Source organism: Pseudomonas sp. NPDC087342, assembly GCF_044744265.1.
Lineage (GTDB): Bacteria > Pseudomonadota > Gammaproteobacteria > Pseudomonadales > Pseudomonadaceae > Aquipseudomonas > Aquipseudomonas nunensis.
Genome location: NZ_JBIUXZ010000010.1, coordinates 149,837 through 170,307 on the forward strand (window position 1 = coordinate 149,837; position 20,471 = coordinate 170,307).

At 61.3% G+C, this 20,471-nt stretch carries 1 protein-coding gene and 1 pseudogene; both read left to right on the forward strand.

The genetic code is table 11. The features are described from left to right. Nucleotides 1-691: 691 nt before the first annotated feature. Nucleotides 692-7,108, forward strand: a pseudogene (locus ACIOYV_RS20590) (immunoglobulin-like domain-containing protein); the annotation flags it as partial. Further along, nucleotides 7,100-20,446, forward strand: coding sequence for a LapA family giant adhesin (locus ACIOYV_RS20595; protein ID WP_401326557.1), 13,347 nt, complete (start codon nt 7,100-7,102; stop codon nt 20,444-20,446). The pseudogene ACIOYV_RS20590 and the gene ACIOYV_RS20595, both read left to right, overlap by 9 nt. The last annotated feature ends 25 nt before the right edge of the window (nt 20,447-20,471 follow it).

A 20,471-nucleotide genomic window follows, 5' to 3' on the forward strand; every position in this document is an offset into this window, starting at 1 on the left:
GCTGCGTCGGATGATGGCAACCGGAATGACCGTATGTCGGAAAGTTCAAAACAGGAACTGGATCACACGCTGTAGGACAGGTCGCCGCTTAAATATCAATGTGACATTACTGGGGCGATTGTTTAGGATGGCACCCATAAGGTCAATAGTTTGGCATAAAGTAAATAGCGAAAGAATATAGCCAAATAATTGACGAGTTGCAGCGTCAAGCTTATGCACTAAATTTTTTAAAGTACGTCCAGACTGCTTTGGCGAGAGCGCCATCAGGTCCATGGAAGTCAACTGAACGTGACACCCGGAGAAGTCTTCAATGAGCAGTGTTGTTGCCATCGTCAAAAGCATTGTTGGTCAGGTTTTCGCGGTGTCCCCAGAGGGCGTCCGTCGCGTACTCGTTGAAGGCGATCGGCTGTTTGTCGGCGATCAGGTAGACACCGGTGCCGCTGGCGCCGTAACCCTCGAACTGGCTGATGGCCGGACCCTGGACCTTGGCCGCGACACTCAATGGAGCGGCACCGATCCGGATTCCAGCACTGACCTGGCAGAAGCCACTGCACAAGCCGCGCCATCGGTTGAAGAACTGCAGCAAGCCATCGCGGCCGGCGCCGACCCGACCACAGACCTCGAAGCCACCGCTGCCGGCCCGACCGCAGCAGGCGGCGACGGCGCGGCCGGTGGTGGCCACAGCTTCGTCATGCTGGACGCTACCGCTGGCCGGGTAGACCCGACCATTGGCTTCCCGACCGCAGGCATCGGCGCTGCCGGGGCTGTCACCCAGAACACCATTGGCGGCCAGACCACCAATAACGCCAACATCGTGCAGGCATCGACCCTGAGCCTGACCGCCACGCCGACCATCACCGAGGCCGGTGGCGTACTGGTTTACACCGCATCCCTGACCCAGGCACCGACCAGCGACCTGACCATCACCCTGTCCAACGGCTCGGTGATCGTGATCCAGGCCGGTCAAACTACCGGCACCGTCAACGTCCCATTGGCGCCGAATGACACCGTCTATAACGATGCGACCCAGATCGACGTCACTGTCTCTGGCATCGCTGGCGGCGCCGGCATCGTGGTTACCACGCCGACCGTGCCGGCCACGACCCAGGTCACTGACACCATCGACACCACCACTGTCACGCTGACAGCGGGCGGCAGTGTCACTGAAGGTGGGCAGATTACTTACACCGCGACGCTGACTAACCCGGCGCAGACGCCGGTTACCGTTACGCTGTCCAATGGCTCGACCATCACCATTGAAGCGGGCAAGACCACTGGCACTGTGGACGTTCCGACGCCAGCCAATGACGTTTACCAAAATGGCAGCACCGTCACGACCACGATTACCGGCACAACTGGCGGTAACTTCGAGAATCTGGTGCCGAACCCGGCGCCAGCGGTCACGACTATTACTGATTCGGTTGATACCACGACTGTCACGCTGACAGCGGGTTCGACCGTTACTGAAGGCGGTCAGATTACCTACACCGCGACACTGACCAACCCGGCGCAGACGCCGGTTACCGTCACGTTGTCCAATGGTTCGACCATTACCATTGAAGCGGGCAAGACCACTGGCTCGGTGGACGTTCCGACGCCAGCCAATGATGTCTACCAAAACGGCAGCACCGTCACGACCACGATCACCGGCACAACTGGCGGTAACTTCGAGAACCTGGCGCCAAATCCGGCTCCAGCGGTCACGACCATCACCGATTCGGTCGACACCACCACCGTCACGCTGACAGCAGGCTCCACCGTCACTGAAGGCGGTCAGATCACCTACACCGCTACATTGACGAACCCGGCGCAGACGCCGGTGACCGTTACGCTGTCCAACGGTTCGACCATCACCATCGAAGCCGGCAAAACCAGTGGCTCGGTGGACGTTCCGACGCCAGCCAATGATGTCTACCAAAACGGCAGCACCGTCACGACCACGATCACCGGCACAACTGGCGGTAACTTCGAGAACCTGGCGCCAAACCCGGCGCCAGCGGTCACGACTATTACTGATTCGGTTGATACCACGACTGTCACGCTGACAGCGGGTTCGACCGTTACTGAAGGCGGTCAGATTACCTACACCGCGACACTGACCAACCCGGCGCAGACGCCGGTTACCGTCACGTTGTCCAATGGTTCGACCATTACCATTGATGCCGGCAAGACCACCGGCACTGTGGACGTTCCGACGCCTGCCAATGACGTTTACCAAAATGGCAGCACCGTCACGACCACGATTACCGGCACAACTGGCGGTAACTTCGAGAACCTGGTGCCGAACCCGGCGCCAGCGGTCACGACTATTACTGATTCGGTTGATACCACGACTGTCACGCTGACAGCGGGTTCGACCGTTACTGAAGGCGGTCAGATTACCTACACCGCGACACTGACCAACCCGGCGCAGACGCCGGTGACCGTTACGCTGTCCAACGGTTCGACCATCACCATCGAAGCCGGCAAAACCACTGGCTCGGTGGACGTTCCGACGCCAGCCAATGACGTCTACCAAAACGGCAGCACCGTCACGACCACGATCACCGGCACAACTGGCGGTAACTTCGAGAACCTGGCGCCAAATCCGGCTCCAGCGGTCACGACCATCACCGATTCGGTCGACACCACCACCGTCACGCTGACAGCAGGCTCCACCGTCACTGAAGGCGGTCAGATCACCTACACCGCTACATTGACGAACCCGGCGCAGACGCCGGTGACCGTTACGCTGTCCAACGGTTCGACCATCACCATCGAAGCCGGCAAAACCACTGGCTCGGTGGACGTTCCGACGCCAGCCAATGACGTCTACCAAAATGGCAGCACCGTCACGACCACGATTACCGGCACAACTGGCGGTAACTTCGAGAATCTGGTGCCGAACCCGGCGCCAGCGGTTACGACTATTACTGATTCGGTTGATACCACGACTGTCACGCTGACAGCGGGCTCGACCGTTACTGAAGGCGGTCAGATCACCTACACCGCTACCTTGACTAACCCGGCGCAAACCCCGGTTACCGTCACCCTGTCCAACGGTTCGACCATCACCATCGAAGCCGGCAAAACCACTGGCTCGGTGGACGTTCCGACGCCAACCAATGACGTCTACCAAAACGGCAGCACCGTCAGCACTACGATTACCAGCGCAACCGGTGGCAACTTCGAAAACCTGGCGCCAAACCCGGCTCCAGCGGTCACGACCATCACCGATTCGGTCGACACCACCACTGTCACGCTGACAGCGGGCTCGACTGTCACTGAAGGCGGTCAGATTACTTACACAGCGACACTGACCAACCCTGCGCAGACGCCAGTTACCGTCACACTGTCCAACGGTTCGACTATCACCATTGAAGCCGGCAAGACCACTGGCAGCGTGGACGTTCCGACCCCAGCTAATGACGTCTACCAAAACGGCAGCACTGTCAGCACCACGATTACCAGCGCAACCGGCGGCAACTTCGAACAGCTGACACCGAACCCGGCGCCGGCCGTGACGACCATCACCGATTCGATCGACAACACCGGCCTGAGTCTCACCGCCACCGGCACTGTGGTCGAGGGTGGCCAGATCACCTACACCGCGACGCTGACCAATCCGGCCGGCACGCCGATGACTGTGACCTTGAGCAATGGCTCGGTCATTACCATCGAAGCGGGCAAAACCACTGGCAGCGTTGTCGTCGATACCCCGCCGAACGACGTCTACAACAATGGCAGCACCGTCAGCACTACGATCACCGGCACCACCGGTGGCAATTTCGAGCAGCTGACCCCGAGCGCCGAGCCGGCGCTGACCACCATCACCGACTCGAAAGACACCACCACCCTGAGCCTGAGCGCGACTGAGTCCGTGGCTGAAGGTGGTTCGATCGTTTACACCGCCAATCTGACCAACGCCGCCGGCACTCCGGTGTCTGTGACCCTGAGCAACGGCGCGGTGATCACTATTGCCGCTGGCGCTACCAGCGGTTCAGTGACAGTCGCCGCACCTGCCGATGACGTCTATAAAGACGCTGGCAAAGTTGAAGTCACCGTTAAAGATGCCACCGGTGGCAACTTCGAAAACCTGGCCACTGATCCTGCTCCAGCGGTGACCAACGTCACCGACACCATCGACACATCGGTAGTGACTCTGACCGCGACGTCGACCGTGGCTGAAGGCGGCACCGTGGTTTACACCGCATCCGTCGGCGCTCCAGTGACCGGTGCCCCGGTTGTCGTGACCCTGGCCAACGGCCAGACCATCACAATCGACATCGGCAAAAGCTCCGGCACCGTCAACGCCGTCGCACCGAACGACGTGCTCAATGGCCACGCACCGCTGACCAACTCGATCACCGACGTGAGCGGCGGTAACTACGAGAACCTGGTCGCCAACAAGACACCGGTTTCGACCACCGTCACTGATACTGCCGACACCACCACTCTGAGCCTGAGCGCAACTGACTCCGTGGCTGAAGGTGGTTCGATTGTTTACACCGCCACCCTGACCAACGCTGCCGGCACTCCGGTAACCGTGACCCTGAGCAATGGCGCGGTGATCACCATCGCCGCCGGCGCCACCAGCGGCAACGTCACCGTCGCCGCGCCTGCCGATGACGTCTACAAAGACGCCGGCAAGGTTGAAGTCACGGTTAAAGACGCCACCGGTGGCAACTTCGAAAACCTGGCCACTGATCCTGCTCCAGCGGTAACCAACGTCACTGACACCATCGACACGTCGGTTGTGACCCTGACCGCGACATCGTCTGTTGCCGAAGGCGGCACGGTGGTTTACACCGCATCCGTCGGCGCTCCAGTGACCGGTGCTCCGGTTGTCGTGACCCTGGCCAACGGTCAAACCATCACCATCGACATCGGCAAAAGCTCCGGCACCGTCAACGCTGTCGCGCCGAACGATGTGCTGAATGGCCACGCGCCGCTGACCACCTCGATCACTGATGTGAGCGGCGGTAACTACGAGAACCTGGTCGCCAACAAGACACCGGTTTCGACCACGATTACCGACACCGCCGATACCACCACCCTGAGCCTGAGCGCAACTGACTCCGTGGCTGAGGGTGGTTCAATTGTCTACACCGCGACTCTGACCAACGCCGCCGGTACTCCGGTCACCGTGACCCTGAGTAACGGCGCGGTGATCACCATCGCCGCTGGCGCCACCAGCGGCAACGTTACCGTCGCCGCGCCTGCCGATGACGTCTACAAAGACGCCGGCAAGGTTGAAGTCACGGTTAAAGACGCCACCGGTGGCAACTTCGAAAACCTGGCCACTGACCCGGCTCCGGCTGTGACCAGCGTCACCGACACCATCGACACTTCGACCGTCACCCTGACCGCCACCAGCAGCGTTGCTGAAGGCGGCACGGTGGTTTACACCGCATCCGTCGGCGCACCAGTGACCGGTGCCCCGGTCATCGTGACCCTGGCCAACGGCCAGACCATCACCATCGACATAGGTAAAAGCAGCGGCACCGTTAACGCCGTCGCGCCGAACGATGTACTTAACGGCCACGCGCCGCTGACCACCTCGATTACCGACGTGAGCGGCGGCAACTACGAAAACCTGGTGGCTGATAAGACACCGGTTTCGACCACCGTCACTGACACAGCCGACACCACCACCCTCAGCCTGAGCGCAACTGACTCCGTAGCTGAAGGCGGCCAGATTACCTACACCGCGACCTTGACCAATGCGGCCGGCACACCTGTGACTGTCACGCTGAGCAACGGCGCCGTGATCACTATCGATGCCGGCAAAACCACTGGCACCGTGACCGTCGCAGCCCCGGCCGATGACGTCTACAAAGACGCCGGCAAGGTTGAAGTCACGGTTAAAGACGCCACCGGTGGCAACTTCGAAAACCTGGCCACTGACCCGGCTCCGGCGGTGACCAATGTCACTGACACCATCGACACTTCAACCGTTACGCTGACCGCTACCAACAGCGTCGCCGAAGGCGGCACTGTGGTTTACACCGCGTCCGTCGGCGCACCAGTGACTGGCGCCCCGGTCATCGTGACCTTGGCCAACGGTCAGACGATCACCATCGACATCGGCAAAAGCTCCGGCACCGTCAACGCCGTCGCACCAAACGACGCGCTGACCGGCCATGCACCGCTGACCAACTCGATCACCGACGTGAGCGGCGGCAACTACGAAAACCTCGTCGCCGACAAAACGCCAGTTTCGACCACCGTTACTGACACTGCCGACACCACCACGCTGAGCCTGTCAGCTACCGACTCGGTCGCCGAGGGCGGCTCGATCGTTTACACCGCCAATTTGACCAACCCCGCCGGCACGCCATTGACCGTGACCCTGAGCAACGGCGCGGTGATCACCATCGCCGCTGGCGCCACCAGCGGTTCCGTGACCGTCGCCGCACCGGCTGATGACGTCTATAAAGACGCCGGCAAAGTCGAAGTGACCGTCAAGGATGCAGCGGGCGGCAACTTCGAAAATCTGGTCACCAGCCCAGCGCCAGCCGTCACCGACGTGACGGACACCATCGATACCTCGACGGTCAACCTGACCGCCACCAGCACCGTGGCTGAAGGCGGCACTGTGGTTTACACCGCATCGGTCAGTGCACCGGTTACCGGTTCGCCAGTTGTGGTGACCTTGTCGAACGGCCAGACCATCACCATTCCGGTCGGCGCGAGCAGCGGTTCCGTCAACTTCGTGGCGCCGAACGATGCCCTGGCGGGCGGCGGCTCCCTGAGCGTCAAGATTGACGATGCGAAGGGCGGCAACTACGAGAAGCTGGACGTTGACGGCAAACCGGCTGAAACATCGGTTACCGATACGCCAGACACCACCACCCTCAGCCTGAGCGCAACTGACTCCGTGGCTGAAGGCGGCCAGATTACCTACACCGCGACCCTGACCAACGCTGCGGGCACACCTGTGACCGTTACGCTGAGCAATGGCGCCGTAATCACCATCGACGCCGGCAAAACCACAGGCACCGTCAGCGTTCCAGCACCAGCCGATGACGTCTACAAAGACGCCGGCAAAGTCGAAGCAACGATTACCACCGCTACCGGCGGTAACTTCGAGAACCTGGTACCGAGCACCGCTCCAGCGGTGACCAACGTCTCCGACACCATCGACACCTCGACCGTCACCCTGACCGCGACCAACAGCGTCGCTGAAGGCGGGACTGTGGTTTACACCGCGACGGTCGGCCAGCCAGTAACCGGCTCGCCAGTCACCGTGGCTTTGGCCAACGGTCAGACCATCACCATCGACATCGGCAAAACCACCGGCACCGTCAACGCTGTCGCACCGAACGACGTGCTCAATGGCCACGCGCCGTTGACCAACTCGATCACCGACGTGAGCGGTGGCAACTACGAAAACCTGGTCGCTGACAAAACACCGGTCAGCACCACCGTCACCGACACACCGGACACCACGACCCTCAGCCTGAGCCTGAGCGCGACCGATTCCGTGGCTGAAGGGGGTTCGATCGTTTACACCGCGACACTGACCAATGCAGCCGGCACTCCGGTGACTGTGACCTTGAGCAACGGCGCCGTCATCCTCATCGCCGCCGGCGCCACCAGCGGCAACGTAACCGTCGCGGCCCCGGCCGATGACGTCTACAAAGACGCCGGCAAGGTTGAAGTCACCGTTAAAGACGCAACCGGTGGCAACTTCGAAAACCTGGCCACTGATCCGTCGCCAGCCGTGACCAACGTCACCGACACCATCGACACTTCGGTTGTAACCCTGACCGCAACGTCGACCGTGGCTGAAGGCGGCACCGTGGTTTACACCGCGTCCGTCAGCGCTCCAGTCACCGACGCGCCTGTCGTCGTAACCCTGTCCAACGGCCAGACCATCACCATTCCGGTCGGCGCGAGCAGCGGGTCCGTGAACTTCGTGGCCCCGAACGACGCCTTGGCGGGCGGTGCTTCCCTGAGCGTCAAGATCGACGACGCCAAGGGCGGCAACTACGAGAAGCTGGAAGTTGATGGCAAACCGGCTGAAACCTCGGTTACTGACACTCCGGACACCACGAACCTGAGCCTGAGCGCGACTGACTCGGTCGCTGAAGGCGGCCAGATCACTTACACCGCGACATTAACCAATGCGGCCGGCACTCCGGTGACCGTGACCTTGAGCAATGGCGCCGTCATCACCATCGACGCCGGCAAAACCACCGGCACCGTCACTGTTCCAGCGCCAGCCGATGACGTCTACAAAGACGCCGGCAAAGTCGAAGCCACGATTACCACCGCTACCGGCGGTAACTTCGAGAACCTGGTACCGAGCACCGCTCCAGCGGTGACCAACGTCTCCGACACCATCGACACCTCGACCGTCACCCTGACCGCGACCAACAGCGTTGCTGAAGGCGGGACTGTGGTTTACACCGCCACCGTCGGCCAGCCAGTCACTGGCGCCCCGGTTGTTGTGAGCTTGGCCAACGGTCAATCGATCACTATCGACATCGGCAAAACCACTGGCACCGTCAACGCCGTCGCGCCGAACGACGTGCTCAATGGCCACGCACCACTGACCAACTCGATCACCAACGTCAGCGGTGGCAACTACGAAAACCTGGTCGCTGACAAAACACCGGTCAGCACCACCGTGACCGATACCACCGACACCACCAACCTGTCACTGAGCGCGACCGGCACCGTGGATGAAGGCGGCCAGATCACTTACACCGCGACCCTGACCAATGCGGCCGGCACGCCAGTGACCGTCACCCTGAGCAACGGCGCCGTGATCACCATCGATGCGGGCAAAACCACCGGCACTGTGACCGTCGATGCGCCGAAGGACGACGTTTATAAAGATGCCGGCACCGTTGAAGCGACCATCAAAGGCGCGACCGGTGGCAACTTCGAGAACCTGGTCAGCAGCGACACCCCGGCGGTCACCACCGTCAATGACACCATCGACACCAGCACCGTATCGCTGGTCGCCACCACGAACGTCGCCGAAGGCGAAACCGTGGTCTACACCGCGTCCGTTACCGCTCCGGTGACCGGCGCGCCGGTTGTGGTGAGCCTGTCCAACGGCCAGACCATCACCATCCCGGTGGGCGAAACCAGCGGCAGCGTGAATTTCATCGCGCCGAACAGCCCACTGGCGGGCGGCACGTCCCTGAGCGTGAAGATCGACGGCGCCACCGGCGGCAACTACGAAAAACTGGAAGTGGACGGCAAGCCTGCGGACACGGCGGTCAGCGATACGCCTGACACCACGACCCTGAGCCTGAGCGCGACCGATACCGTGGCCGAGGGCGGCTCGATCGTCTACACCGCAACCCTGACCAATGCGGCCGGCACTCCGGTAACCGTGACCCTGAGCAACGGCGCGGTGATCACCATCGCCGCCGGCGCCACCAGCGGCACCGTAACCGTCGCAGCCCCGGCTGATGACGTCTACAAAGACGCCGGCAAGGTTGAAGCAACCATCAAGGATGCCAGCGGCGGCAACTTTGAAACCCTGGCAACCAATCCGACGGCGGCCGTGACCAACGTCACCGACACCATCGACACTTCGACGGTCAACCTGACCGCGACGTCGACCGTTGCCGAAGGCGGCACCGTGGTCTACACCGCATCCGTCACCGCTCCGGTGACCGGCGCGCCAGTCGTCGTCACCTTGTCGAACGGCCAGACCATCACCATTCCGGTCGGGGCAAGCAGTGGCAGCGTGAACTTCGTTGCACCGAACGATGCCCTGGCGGGCGGCGGCTCCTTGAGCGTCAAGATTGATGATGCGAAGGGCGGCAACTACGAGAAACTGGACGTTGACGGCAAACCAGCGGAGACCTCGGTTACCGATACGCCAGACACCACGACCCTCAGCCTGAGCGCGACTGACTCGGTTGCTGAAGGTGGTTCGATTGTTTATACCGCGACACTGACCAACGCTGCCGGCTCGCCGGTCACCGTGACCTTGTCGAACGGTGCTGTGATCACCATCGAGGCCGGTAAAACTACCGGTACTGCGACTGTTCCAGCGCCAGCCGATGACGTCTACAAAGATGCCGGCAAAGTTGAAGCAACGATTACTACTGCTACCGGTGGCAACTTCGAGAACCTGGTGCCGAGCACTGTTCCAGCGGTTACCAATGTCACCGACACCATTGACACCTCGACCGTCAAACTGACCGCTACCGACAGCGTTGCTGAAGGCGGCACCGTGGTTTACACCGCGACGGTCGGCCAGCCAGTTACTGGCGCCCCGGTTGTCGTGACTTTGGCCAACGGTCAATCGATCACCATCGACATCGGTAAAACCACCGGCACCGTCAACGCCATCGCGCCAAACGATGCATTGACTGGTCATGCGCCACTGACCAACTCGATCACTGATGTGAGCGGTGGTAACTACGAAAATCTGGTCGCCGATAAAACGCCAGTTTCGACCACAGTTACTGACACAACCGACACCACCAACCTGTCCTTGAGCGCTACCGATTCGGTTGCTGAAGGCGGTTCGATCACTTACACCGCGACACTGACCAACGCAGCTGGCTCGCCAGTGACTGTGACCTTGTCGAACGGTGCGGTGATTACTATCGAAGCCGGTAAAACCACCGGTACTGCGACTGTTCCAGCACCAACCGATGACGTCTACAAAGACGCGGGCAAAGTCGAAGCGACGATCTCCACCGCTACCGGCGGCAACTTCGAGAATCTGGTACCGAGCACAATTCCGGCAGTGACTAACGTCACCGATACCATCGACACTTCGACCGTCAAACTGACCGCCACCGACAGCGTTGCTGAAGGCGGCACCGTGGTTTACACCGCCACCGTCGGCCAGCCAGTTACTGGCGCCCCGGTTGTCGTGACTTTGGCCAACGGCCAATCGATCACCATCGACATCGGCAAAACCAGCGGCACCGTCAACGCCGTTGCACCGAACGATGCGCTGACTGGTCATGCGCCACTGACCAACTCGATTACTGACGTGAGCGGTGGTAATTACGAAAATCTGGTGGCTGATAAGACACCGGTTTCGACTACTGTCACTGACACTGCCGACACCACCAACCTGTCCTTGAGCGCTACCGATTCGGTTGCCGAGGGCGGTTCGATCACCTACACCGCGACACTGACCAACGCCGCTGGCTCGCCAGTGACTGTGACCTTGTCGAACGGTGCGGTGATTACTATCGAAGCCGGTAAAACCACCGGTACTGCGACTGTTCCAGCACCAACCGATGACGTCTACAAAGACGCGGGCAAAGTCGAAGCGACGATCTCCACCGCTACCGGCGGCAACTTCGAGAATCTGGTACCGAGCACAATTCCGGCAGTGACTAACGTCACCGATACCATCGACACTTCGACCGTCAAACTGACCGCCACCGACAGCGTTGCTGAAGGCGGCACCGTGGTTTACACCGCCACCGTCGGCCAGCCAGTTACTGGCGCCCCGGTTGTCGTGACTTTGGCCAACGGCCAATCGATCACCATCGACATCGGCAAAACCAGCGGCACCGTCAACGCCGTTGCACCGAACGATGCGCTGACTGGTCATGCGCCACTGACCAACTCGATTACTGACGTGAGCGGTGGTAATTACGAAAATCTGGTGGCTGATAAGACACCGGTTTCGACTACTGTCACTGACACTGCCGACACCACCAACCTGTCCTTGAGCGCTACCGATTCGGTTGCCGAGGGCGGTTCGATCACCTACACCGCGACACTGACCAACGCCGCTGGCTCGCCAGTGACTGTGACCTTGTCGAACGGTGCTGTGATCACCATCGAAGCCGGTAAAACCACCGGCACCGCGACGGTTCCTGCGCCAACCGACGACGTCTATAAAGACGCCGGCAAAGTCGAAGCCACGATCTCCACTGCTACCGGCGGTAATTTCGAGAACCTGGTGCCGAGCACGGTTCCGGCAGTGACTAATGTCACCGACACCATCGACACTTCGACCGTCAAACTGACCGCCACCGACAGTGTTGCTGAAGGCGGCACCGTGGTTTACACCGCGACTGTCGGCCAGCCAGTTACTGGCGCCCCGGTTGTCGTGACTTTGGCCAACGGTCAATCGATCACCATCGACATCGGCAAAACCAGCGGTACCGTCAACGCTGTCGCGCCAAACGATGCACTGACCGGCCATGCGCCACTGACCAACTCGATCACCAATGTCAGCGGTGGTAACTACGAGAATCTGGTGGCCGACAAAACCCCGGTCAGCACCACTGTGACCGACACCCCGGACACCACGACCCTCAGCCTGAGCGCGACTGACTCCGTGGCGGAAGGCGGTTCGATTGTCTACACCGCGACATTGACCAACGCGGCCGGCTCGCCGGTCACCGTGACCTTGAGCAACGGCGCCGTCATCCTGATCGCCGCCGGCGCCACCAGCGGCAACGTGACCGTCGCCGCTCCGGCCGATGACGTCTACAAAGACGCCGGCAAGGTTGAAGCCACGATCAAGGACGCCACTGGCGGCGATTTCGAAAACCTGGTCAAAGACCCGTCGGCCGCAGTCACAAGCGTCACCGACACCATCGACACCAGCACCGTATCGCTGACCGCCACGTCGACCGTCGCTGAAGGCGGCACCGTCGTCTACACCGCGTCCGTGAGTGCGCCAGTGACTGGCGCCCCGCTTGTCGTGACGCTGTCCAACGGCCAGACCATCACGATCGACATCGGTAAAAGCAGCGGCACGGTCAATTTCGTCGCGCCAAACGATGCCCTGGCTGGCGGCAGCTCGCTGAGCGCCACCATCAAGGATGCAACTGGCGGCAATTACGAGAAACTGGACGTCAATGCTGACCCTGCCAAGACGACTGTCACTGACACGGTGGATAACACCAATCTGTCGCTGACAGCGACCGACACCGTGGCTGAAGGTGGCCAGATCACTTACACCGCGACCCTGACCAATGCCGCTGGCTCGCCAGTGACTGTGACCCTGAGCAATGGCTCGGTGATCACCATCGACGCAGGCAAGACCACTGGCACCGTGACCGTTCCGGCTCCAGCCGATGACGTTTACAAAGACGCCGGTAAAGTCGAAGCGACTATTTCCACTGCTACCGGTGGCAACTTCGAGAACCTGGTGCCGAGCACGGTTCCTGCGGTGACCAACGTCACTGACACCATCGATACCTCGACCGTCAAACTGACTGCGACTGGCACTGCCGCAGAGGGTGGCACCGTCACCTATACCGCGACTGTCGGGCAGCCAGTGACTGGCTCTCCAGTGACCGTGACGTTGGCCAATGGCCAAAACATCACGATCGACATCGGTAAAACCACCGGCACCGTAACCACCCTTGCGCCGAACGATGCGTTGACCGGCCATACGCCGCTGACCAACTCGATCACCAACGTGAGCGGCGGTAACTACGAGAATCTGGTTGCTGACAAGACGCCGGTTTCGACGACTGTCACTGACACTGTCGATACGACTAACCTCAACCTCAGCGCTACCAACTCGGTCGCCGAGGGTGGTCAGATCACCTACACCGCGACCCTGACCAACGCCGCCGGCACGCCAGTGACAGTCACGCTGAGCAACGGCTCGGTAATCACCATCGACGCCGGTAAAACCACCGGTACCGTGACCGTTCCTGCTCCGGCTGATGACGTGTACAAAGACGCCGGCACCGTCCAGGCAACGATCACCACCGCCACCGGTGGTAACTTCGAAAGTCTGGTACCGAGCACCGTTCCGGCAGTGACCAGCGTCACCGACACCATCGACACCTCGACCGTCAAACTGACGGCAACCGGCACGGCCGCTGAAGGTGGCACCGTCACCTATACAGCGACTGTCGGTCAGCCAGTAACGGGCAGCCCGGTGACCGTATCCCTGGCGAACGGCCAGACGATCACCATCGACATCGGTAAAACCACTGGCACCGTGAACGCCATCGCGCCAAACGACGCGTTGACCGGCCACGCGCCGCTGACCAACTCGATCACCAACGTCACTGGCGGCAACTACGAGAACCTGGTCGCCGACAAAACCCCGGTCAGCACCACCGTGACCGACACCGTCGACACCACCAATCTGTCGCTGAGCGCCACTAACACCGTGGCTGAAGGTGGCCAGATCACTTACACCGCAACTTTGACCAACGCGGCTGGCTCGCCAGTGACTGTGACCCTGAGCAATGGCTCGGTGATCACCATCGAAGCGGGCAAAACCACCGGCACCGTCACCGTTCCAGCTCCAGCTGATGACGTGTACAAGGACGCCGGCACCGTCCAGGCGACGATCACCACCGCAACCGGTGGCAATTTCGAAAGTCTGGTACCGAGCACCGCTCCGGCAGTGACCAACGTCACCGACACCATCGACACCTCGACCGTCAAACTGACGGCAACCGGTACTGCGGCTGAAGGTGGCACCGTCGTTTACACCGCGACTGTCGGCCAGCCAGTGACTGGCTCGCCGGTAACTGTATCGCTGGCTAACGGCCAGACGATCACCATCGACATCGGTAAAACCACCGGCACCGTGAACGCCATCGCGCCAAACGACGTGCTGACCGGTCACGCTCCGCTGACCAACTCGATCACCAACGTGACTGGCGGCAACTACGAGAACCTCGTAGCAGACAAGACGCCAGTCAGCACCACCGTGACCGACACCGTCGACATCACCAACCTGTCGTTGAGCGCAACCAACTCGGTAGCCGAAGGCGGTCAGATCACTTACACCGCGACCTTGACCAATGCCGCTGGCTCGCCAGTGACCGTGACCCTGAGCAACGGCTCGGTGATCACCATCGACGCCGGCAAAACCACCGGCACCGTGACCGTTCCAGCTCCGGCTGATGACGTTTACAAAGATGCGGGCACCGTCCAGGCAACGATCACCACCGCCACCGGTGGCAACTTCGAAAGTCTGGTACCGAGCACGGCTCCGGCAGTGACCAACGTCACCGATACCATCGACACCTCGACGGTCAAACTGACTGCGACCGGCACGGCCGCTGAAGGTGGCACCGTCACCTATACCGCCACCGTCGGCCAGCCAGTAACCGGTTCTGCAGTTGTCGTGACCTTGGCCAACGGCCAAAACATCACGATCGACATCGGCAAAACCACCGGCACCGTCACCACTATCGCGCCAAACGACGCGTTGACTGGTCACGCACCGCTGACCAACTCGATCACCAACGTGAGCGGCGGCAACTACGAAAACCTCGTAGCCGACAAGACGCCGGTCAGCACCACCGTAACCGACACCGTCGACACCACCAACCTGTCGTTGAGCGCAACCAACTCGGTAGCCGAAGGCGGTCAGATCACTTACACCGCGACTCTGACCAACGCTGCCGGCTCGCCAGTCACCGTGACTCTGAGCAACGGCTCGGTGATCACCATCGACACCGGCAAAACCACCGGCACCGTGACCGTTCCGGCTCCGGCTGATGACGTGTACAAGGACGCCGGCACCGTCCAGGCAACGATCACCAACGCCACCGGTGGCAGCTTCGAAAACCTGGCCACCAGCAGCACGCCTGCGGTGACCAACGTGACCGACACCATCGACACGTCGACCGTCAAACTGACTGCAACCGGCACGGCTGCTGAGGGTGGCAACGTCACCTATACCGCGACTGTCGGTCAGCCAGTAACGGGCAGCCCGGTGACCGTATCCCTGGCGAACGGCCAGACGATCACCATCGATATCGGTAAAACCACCGGCACCGTGAACGCCATCGCGCCAAACGACGTGCTGACCGGTCACGCACCGCTGACCAACTCGATCACCAACGTCACTGGCGGCAACTACGAAAATCTCGTAGCCGACAAGACGCCGGTCAGCACCACCGTTACTGATACCGTCGACACCACCAACCTGTCGCTGAGTGCAACCAACTCCGTGGCTGAAGGCGGTCAGATCACCTACACCGCAACCCTGACCAACGCCGCTGGTTCCCCGGTGACCGTGACCCTGAGCAATGGCTCGGTGATCACCATCGACGCGGGCAAAACCACTGGCACCGTGACCGTTCAAGCTCCGGCTGATGACGTGTACAAAGACGCCGGCACCGTCCAGGCAACGATCACCACCGCAACCGGTGGCAACTTCGAAAACCTGGCCACCAGCAGCACGCCTGCGGTGACCAACGTGACCGACACCATCGACACCTCGACCGTCAAACTGACGGCAACCGGCACCGCCGCTGAAGGTGGCACCGTCACCTACACCGCGACTGTCGGGCAGCCAGTGACTGGCTCTCCAGTGACCGTGACGTTGGCCAACGGCCAAAACATCACGATCGACATCGGCAAAACCACCGGCACCGTCACCACTATCGCGCCAAACGACGCGTTGACTGGTCACGCACCGCTGACCAACTCGATCACCAACGTCACTGGCGGCAACTACGAAAATCTCGTAGCCGACAAGACGCCGGTCAGCACCACCGTGACCGACACCGTCGACACCACCAACCTGTCGTTGAGCGCAACCGGCTCGGTCGCCGAGGGTGGCCAAATCACCTACACCGCGACCCTGACCAACGCCGCCGGCACGCCAGTCACCGTGACCCTCAGCAACGGCTCGGTGATCACCATCGACACCGGCAAAACCACCGGCACCGTGACCGTTCCAGCTCCGGCTGATGACGTGTACAAGGATGCCGGCAGCGTCCAGGCGACGATCACCAACGCCACCGGCGGCGGCTTCGAAAACCTGGCCACCAACAACACGCCAGCCGTGACCAACGTCACTGACACCATCGACAAAACCGAAGTCAGCATCACCGGCAGCACCTCGGTGACTGAAGGCCAGACCGCCAGCTACACCGTCAGCCTGACGCACCCGGCGCAAACCGACGTGACGCTGAAAATCGTCTACAGCGGCACCGCCGCCGACGGTTCGGACTTCACCGGCGTGTACACCGTGAAGATTCCGGCCGGCGCCAGTAGCGCCAACTTCAACGTGGCGACCATTGACGACAAGATCACTGAAGGCACCGAGAACTTCGTGGTCAAGATCGACTCGGCCACTGGCGGCAACTTCGAGAACCTCGCGGTCAGCGCCACCAATGGCAGCGTCAGCACCTCGATCATCGACAACGATGCGCCGCCGGTCATCGACCTGGATGCCAACAACTCCAGCGGCGCCACCGGTGCCAATTACAACGTGACCTTCACCGAAAACACCCCGGGTGCGGGCGTGTCGATTGCCGACACCGACCTGAAAATCACCGACCCGGACAGCACCATGCTGACCGGCGCCACCGTCGTGCTGACTAACCGTCAGGATGGCGATGCGCTGAACCTGGGCAACAGCGTCAACGGCATCACCATTAATGCCAACAGCACCAATGGCACCGTGACGCTGACCTTGTCGGGCAACGCGACGCTGGCCGACTACATGCAGGCGATCAAGAACATCAGCTTCACCAACAGCAGTGAAGACCCGAGCACCGTGCCACGGATCATCACCGTGACCGTGACCGATGGCGGCAACTACTCGAACGTCGCGACCACCACCGTCAACGTGGTGGCCGTGAACGACGCGCCGACCGCTGCACCGGTCAACGTCACCGGCACTGAAGACACCCCGCTGATCCTCGGCTGGTCGACCTTCGGCGTCAGCGATGTCGACAGCCCGGCCGCGAGCCTGGGCGTGAAAATCACCGGCCTGCCGGGCGAAGGCAAGTTGCAGTACCTGAACGGTTCGACCTGGACCGACGTTACTAACAATCAGACCATCACCAAGGCTGACATCGACGCTGGCAAGCTGCGCTTCACCCCGGACGCCAACGAATCCGGCACCAACGGCTATGGCGGCAGCGGCCTGGGCAACAATCAGGCGGATTACGCGCAGATCAAGTTCCAGCCAACCGATGGCCAACTGCTGGGCAACACTGGCACGGTGAAAATCGACATCACGCCAGTGGCCGATGCACCGTCCCTGACCGTAGCGGACAACAGCGTCAAATCCACCGGGCTGATCAAGGAAGTCTGGACCGGTCTGTCGGGCCTGGGCACCGATGGCAGCGGCGCGCCGACGGCCACGCTCAAATCGGTCATCGACGCGGCGGGCACACCGAACTCCAGCACCACCGTGACCAACGTGCAGTCCGACGGCAGTGTCGCGGCAGGTACGGCGTCGAAAACCTCCGGCCTGATCTACCTCGAAGCCGGCAAGACCTACACCTTCAGCGGCTCGGGCGATGACAGCCTGCTCGTGACCGTTGGCGGCAAGAACGTCGCGTCCGCCCTGTGGGGTTCGGGCGGTAACCTGAGTGGTTCGATCACTCCGACCGCCAGCGGCTACTACACCCTGGACATCTACCACCACAACCAGAGTGGCCCGGGCAGCTATGACGTCAACCTGTCGGTCAACGGCGGCACCGCCATCGACCTGAGCAGCGCTGGCGTGCCGCTGTACACCGGCGTGGCGGATCTGGCCGCTTCCGGCGTGACCGTCTCCGACTTGCACGGTACCAACGGCGAGGGTTACTACGACGGCTACAAACTCAACACAGGCTTCGAAGGCACCAGCGTTCACCTGTCCGCGATCAACACCGCACTGACCGACACCGACGGCTCCGAAAGCCTGAGCGTGAAAATCAGCGGTATCCCGGCGGGCTCGGTCCTGACTGACGGCGCGGGTCACACCTTCACCGCCACCGCGACCTCCGGCGAAGCCAACGTTACCGGCTGGAGCCTCGGCTCCCTGACCGTGACCCCGCCGACCTACTACAACGGTCAATTCAACCTGACCGTGACCTCGACCTCCACCGAGGCCTTGGGCGGTTCGGCAATCACCACGGCGCAGATTCCGGTCACCGTGTACCCGGCGACCTACAACGCAATCACCGCCACCTCGGCCAGTGACACCATCAGCGGCACCGACGGCAACGACATCATGATCGCCGACATCGGCGGCCTGACCGTGGTGCCGGGCACCAACTACAACATCGCCTTCATGGTCGACAGTTCGGGCAGCATGAGCGCGTCGTCGATCAGCGCGGCCAAAGACTCGCTGACCTCGGTGTTCAACACCCTCAAGCAGAGCATGGGCGGCAACTCGGGCACCGTGAACATCTTCCTGGTGGACTTCGATACCCAGGTCAACAAATCGGTGTCGGTCAACCTGAACGACCCGAATGCCCTGACCTCGCTCAAGGCAGTCCTGGACTCGATGTCGTCCGGCGGTGGCACCAACTACGAGGACGTGTTCAAGACCACGGCCAACTGGTTCCAGAGTGCTGACGCGGTGGCGAATACCGGGGCGAAGAACCTCACGTACTTCATCACCGACGGCAAGCCGACCTACTACCAGAGCGGCGAGCAGACCAACCCGAACCTGTATGGCAGCGTCAAACTGGACAGCGTGATCAACACCACCAATTACCAGTTGGGCAAAGCCGTCAGCCTGGTCCCGGACAGCAACCACCAGATTGATATCTCCGCCTCGGGCGCTGTGACTGTCTGGACCAAGTCCGGCGGCAGTTGGTCGTACACAACTCCGGGTTCGCTGCACGCCCAGGGCGATGGCACCTACGAGTTGTCGAGCCTGGCGGGCAGCGGTAACAGCACCAGCCAAACCACCGTCGACAACGCCAGCAGCAGCTTCGCATTGCTGGGCAACCTGTCGAACGTCGAAGCCATCGGCTTGAACAGCGACGTGACCCTGGCTGACCTGAAACCGTACGACTCGGACAAATCGCCACAAACCAACATCGACCCGAAAGACCTGGCCAACTCGATCATCGGTCACACCGAAGCGACGCTGCCAGGTTCCGACACGGTCAGCGGCGGCGACGGCAACGACATCCTGTTCGGCGACCTGGTGAGCTTCAACGGCATCGCCGGCGAGGGTTACCAGGCCATGCAGGCATTCGTTGCCCAGCAAACCGGCGTGGACGTCAGCAAAGTCACCACCAGCAACGTGCACCAGTTCATCACCGAGCACTACACCGCGTTCGACGTGTCCGGCGCCCACGACGGCAACGACACGCTGCTGGGCGGTGCGGGCAATGACATTCTGTTCGGCTCGGGCGGTAACGACACGCTCGATGGCGGCAAGGGCAATGACATCCTGCTCGGCGGCACCGGCAACGACACGCTGATCGGCGGTTCGGGCAACGACATCCTGATTGGCGGCTCGGGTGCCGACACCTTTGTGTGGAAGGCGGGCGACACCGGCAGCGACGTGATCAAGGACTTCAAGGCCAGCGAAGGTGACCGTATAGACCTGCGCGATTTGTTGCAGGGCGAAACCGGCAGCACCATCGACAACTTCCTGAAAATCACCACGGTCGATGGCGTGTCGTCGTTGCAGGTCAGCTCGGCCGGCAAGTTCAACTCGGCGGATGCTGCGGCAGCGACACCGGATGTGACGATCAAACTGGAAGGCAACAACTGGTCTACCGCCAACCTGCACAACCTGATTGCCGGTAGCGATCCGACCATCAAAGTCGACCACAACAACAGCTGATGCCAGGTAAAACGGCCGCCCTTAT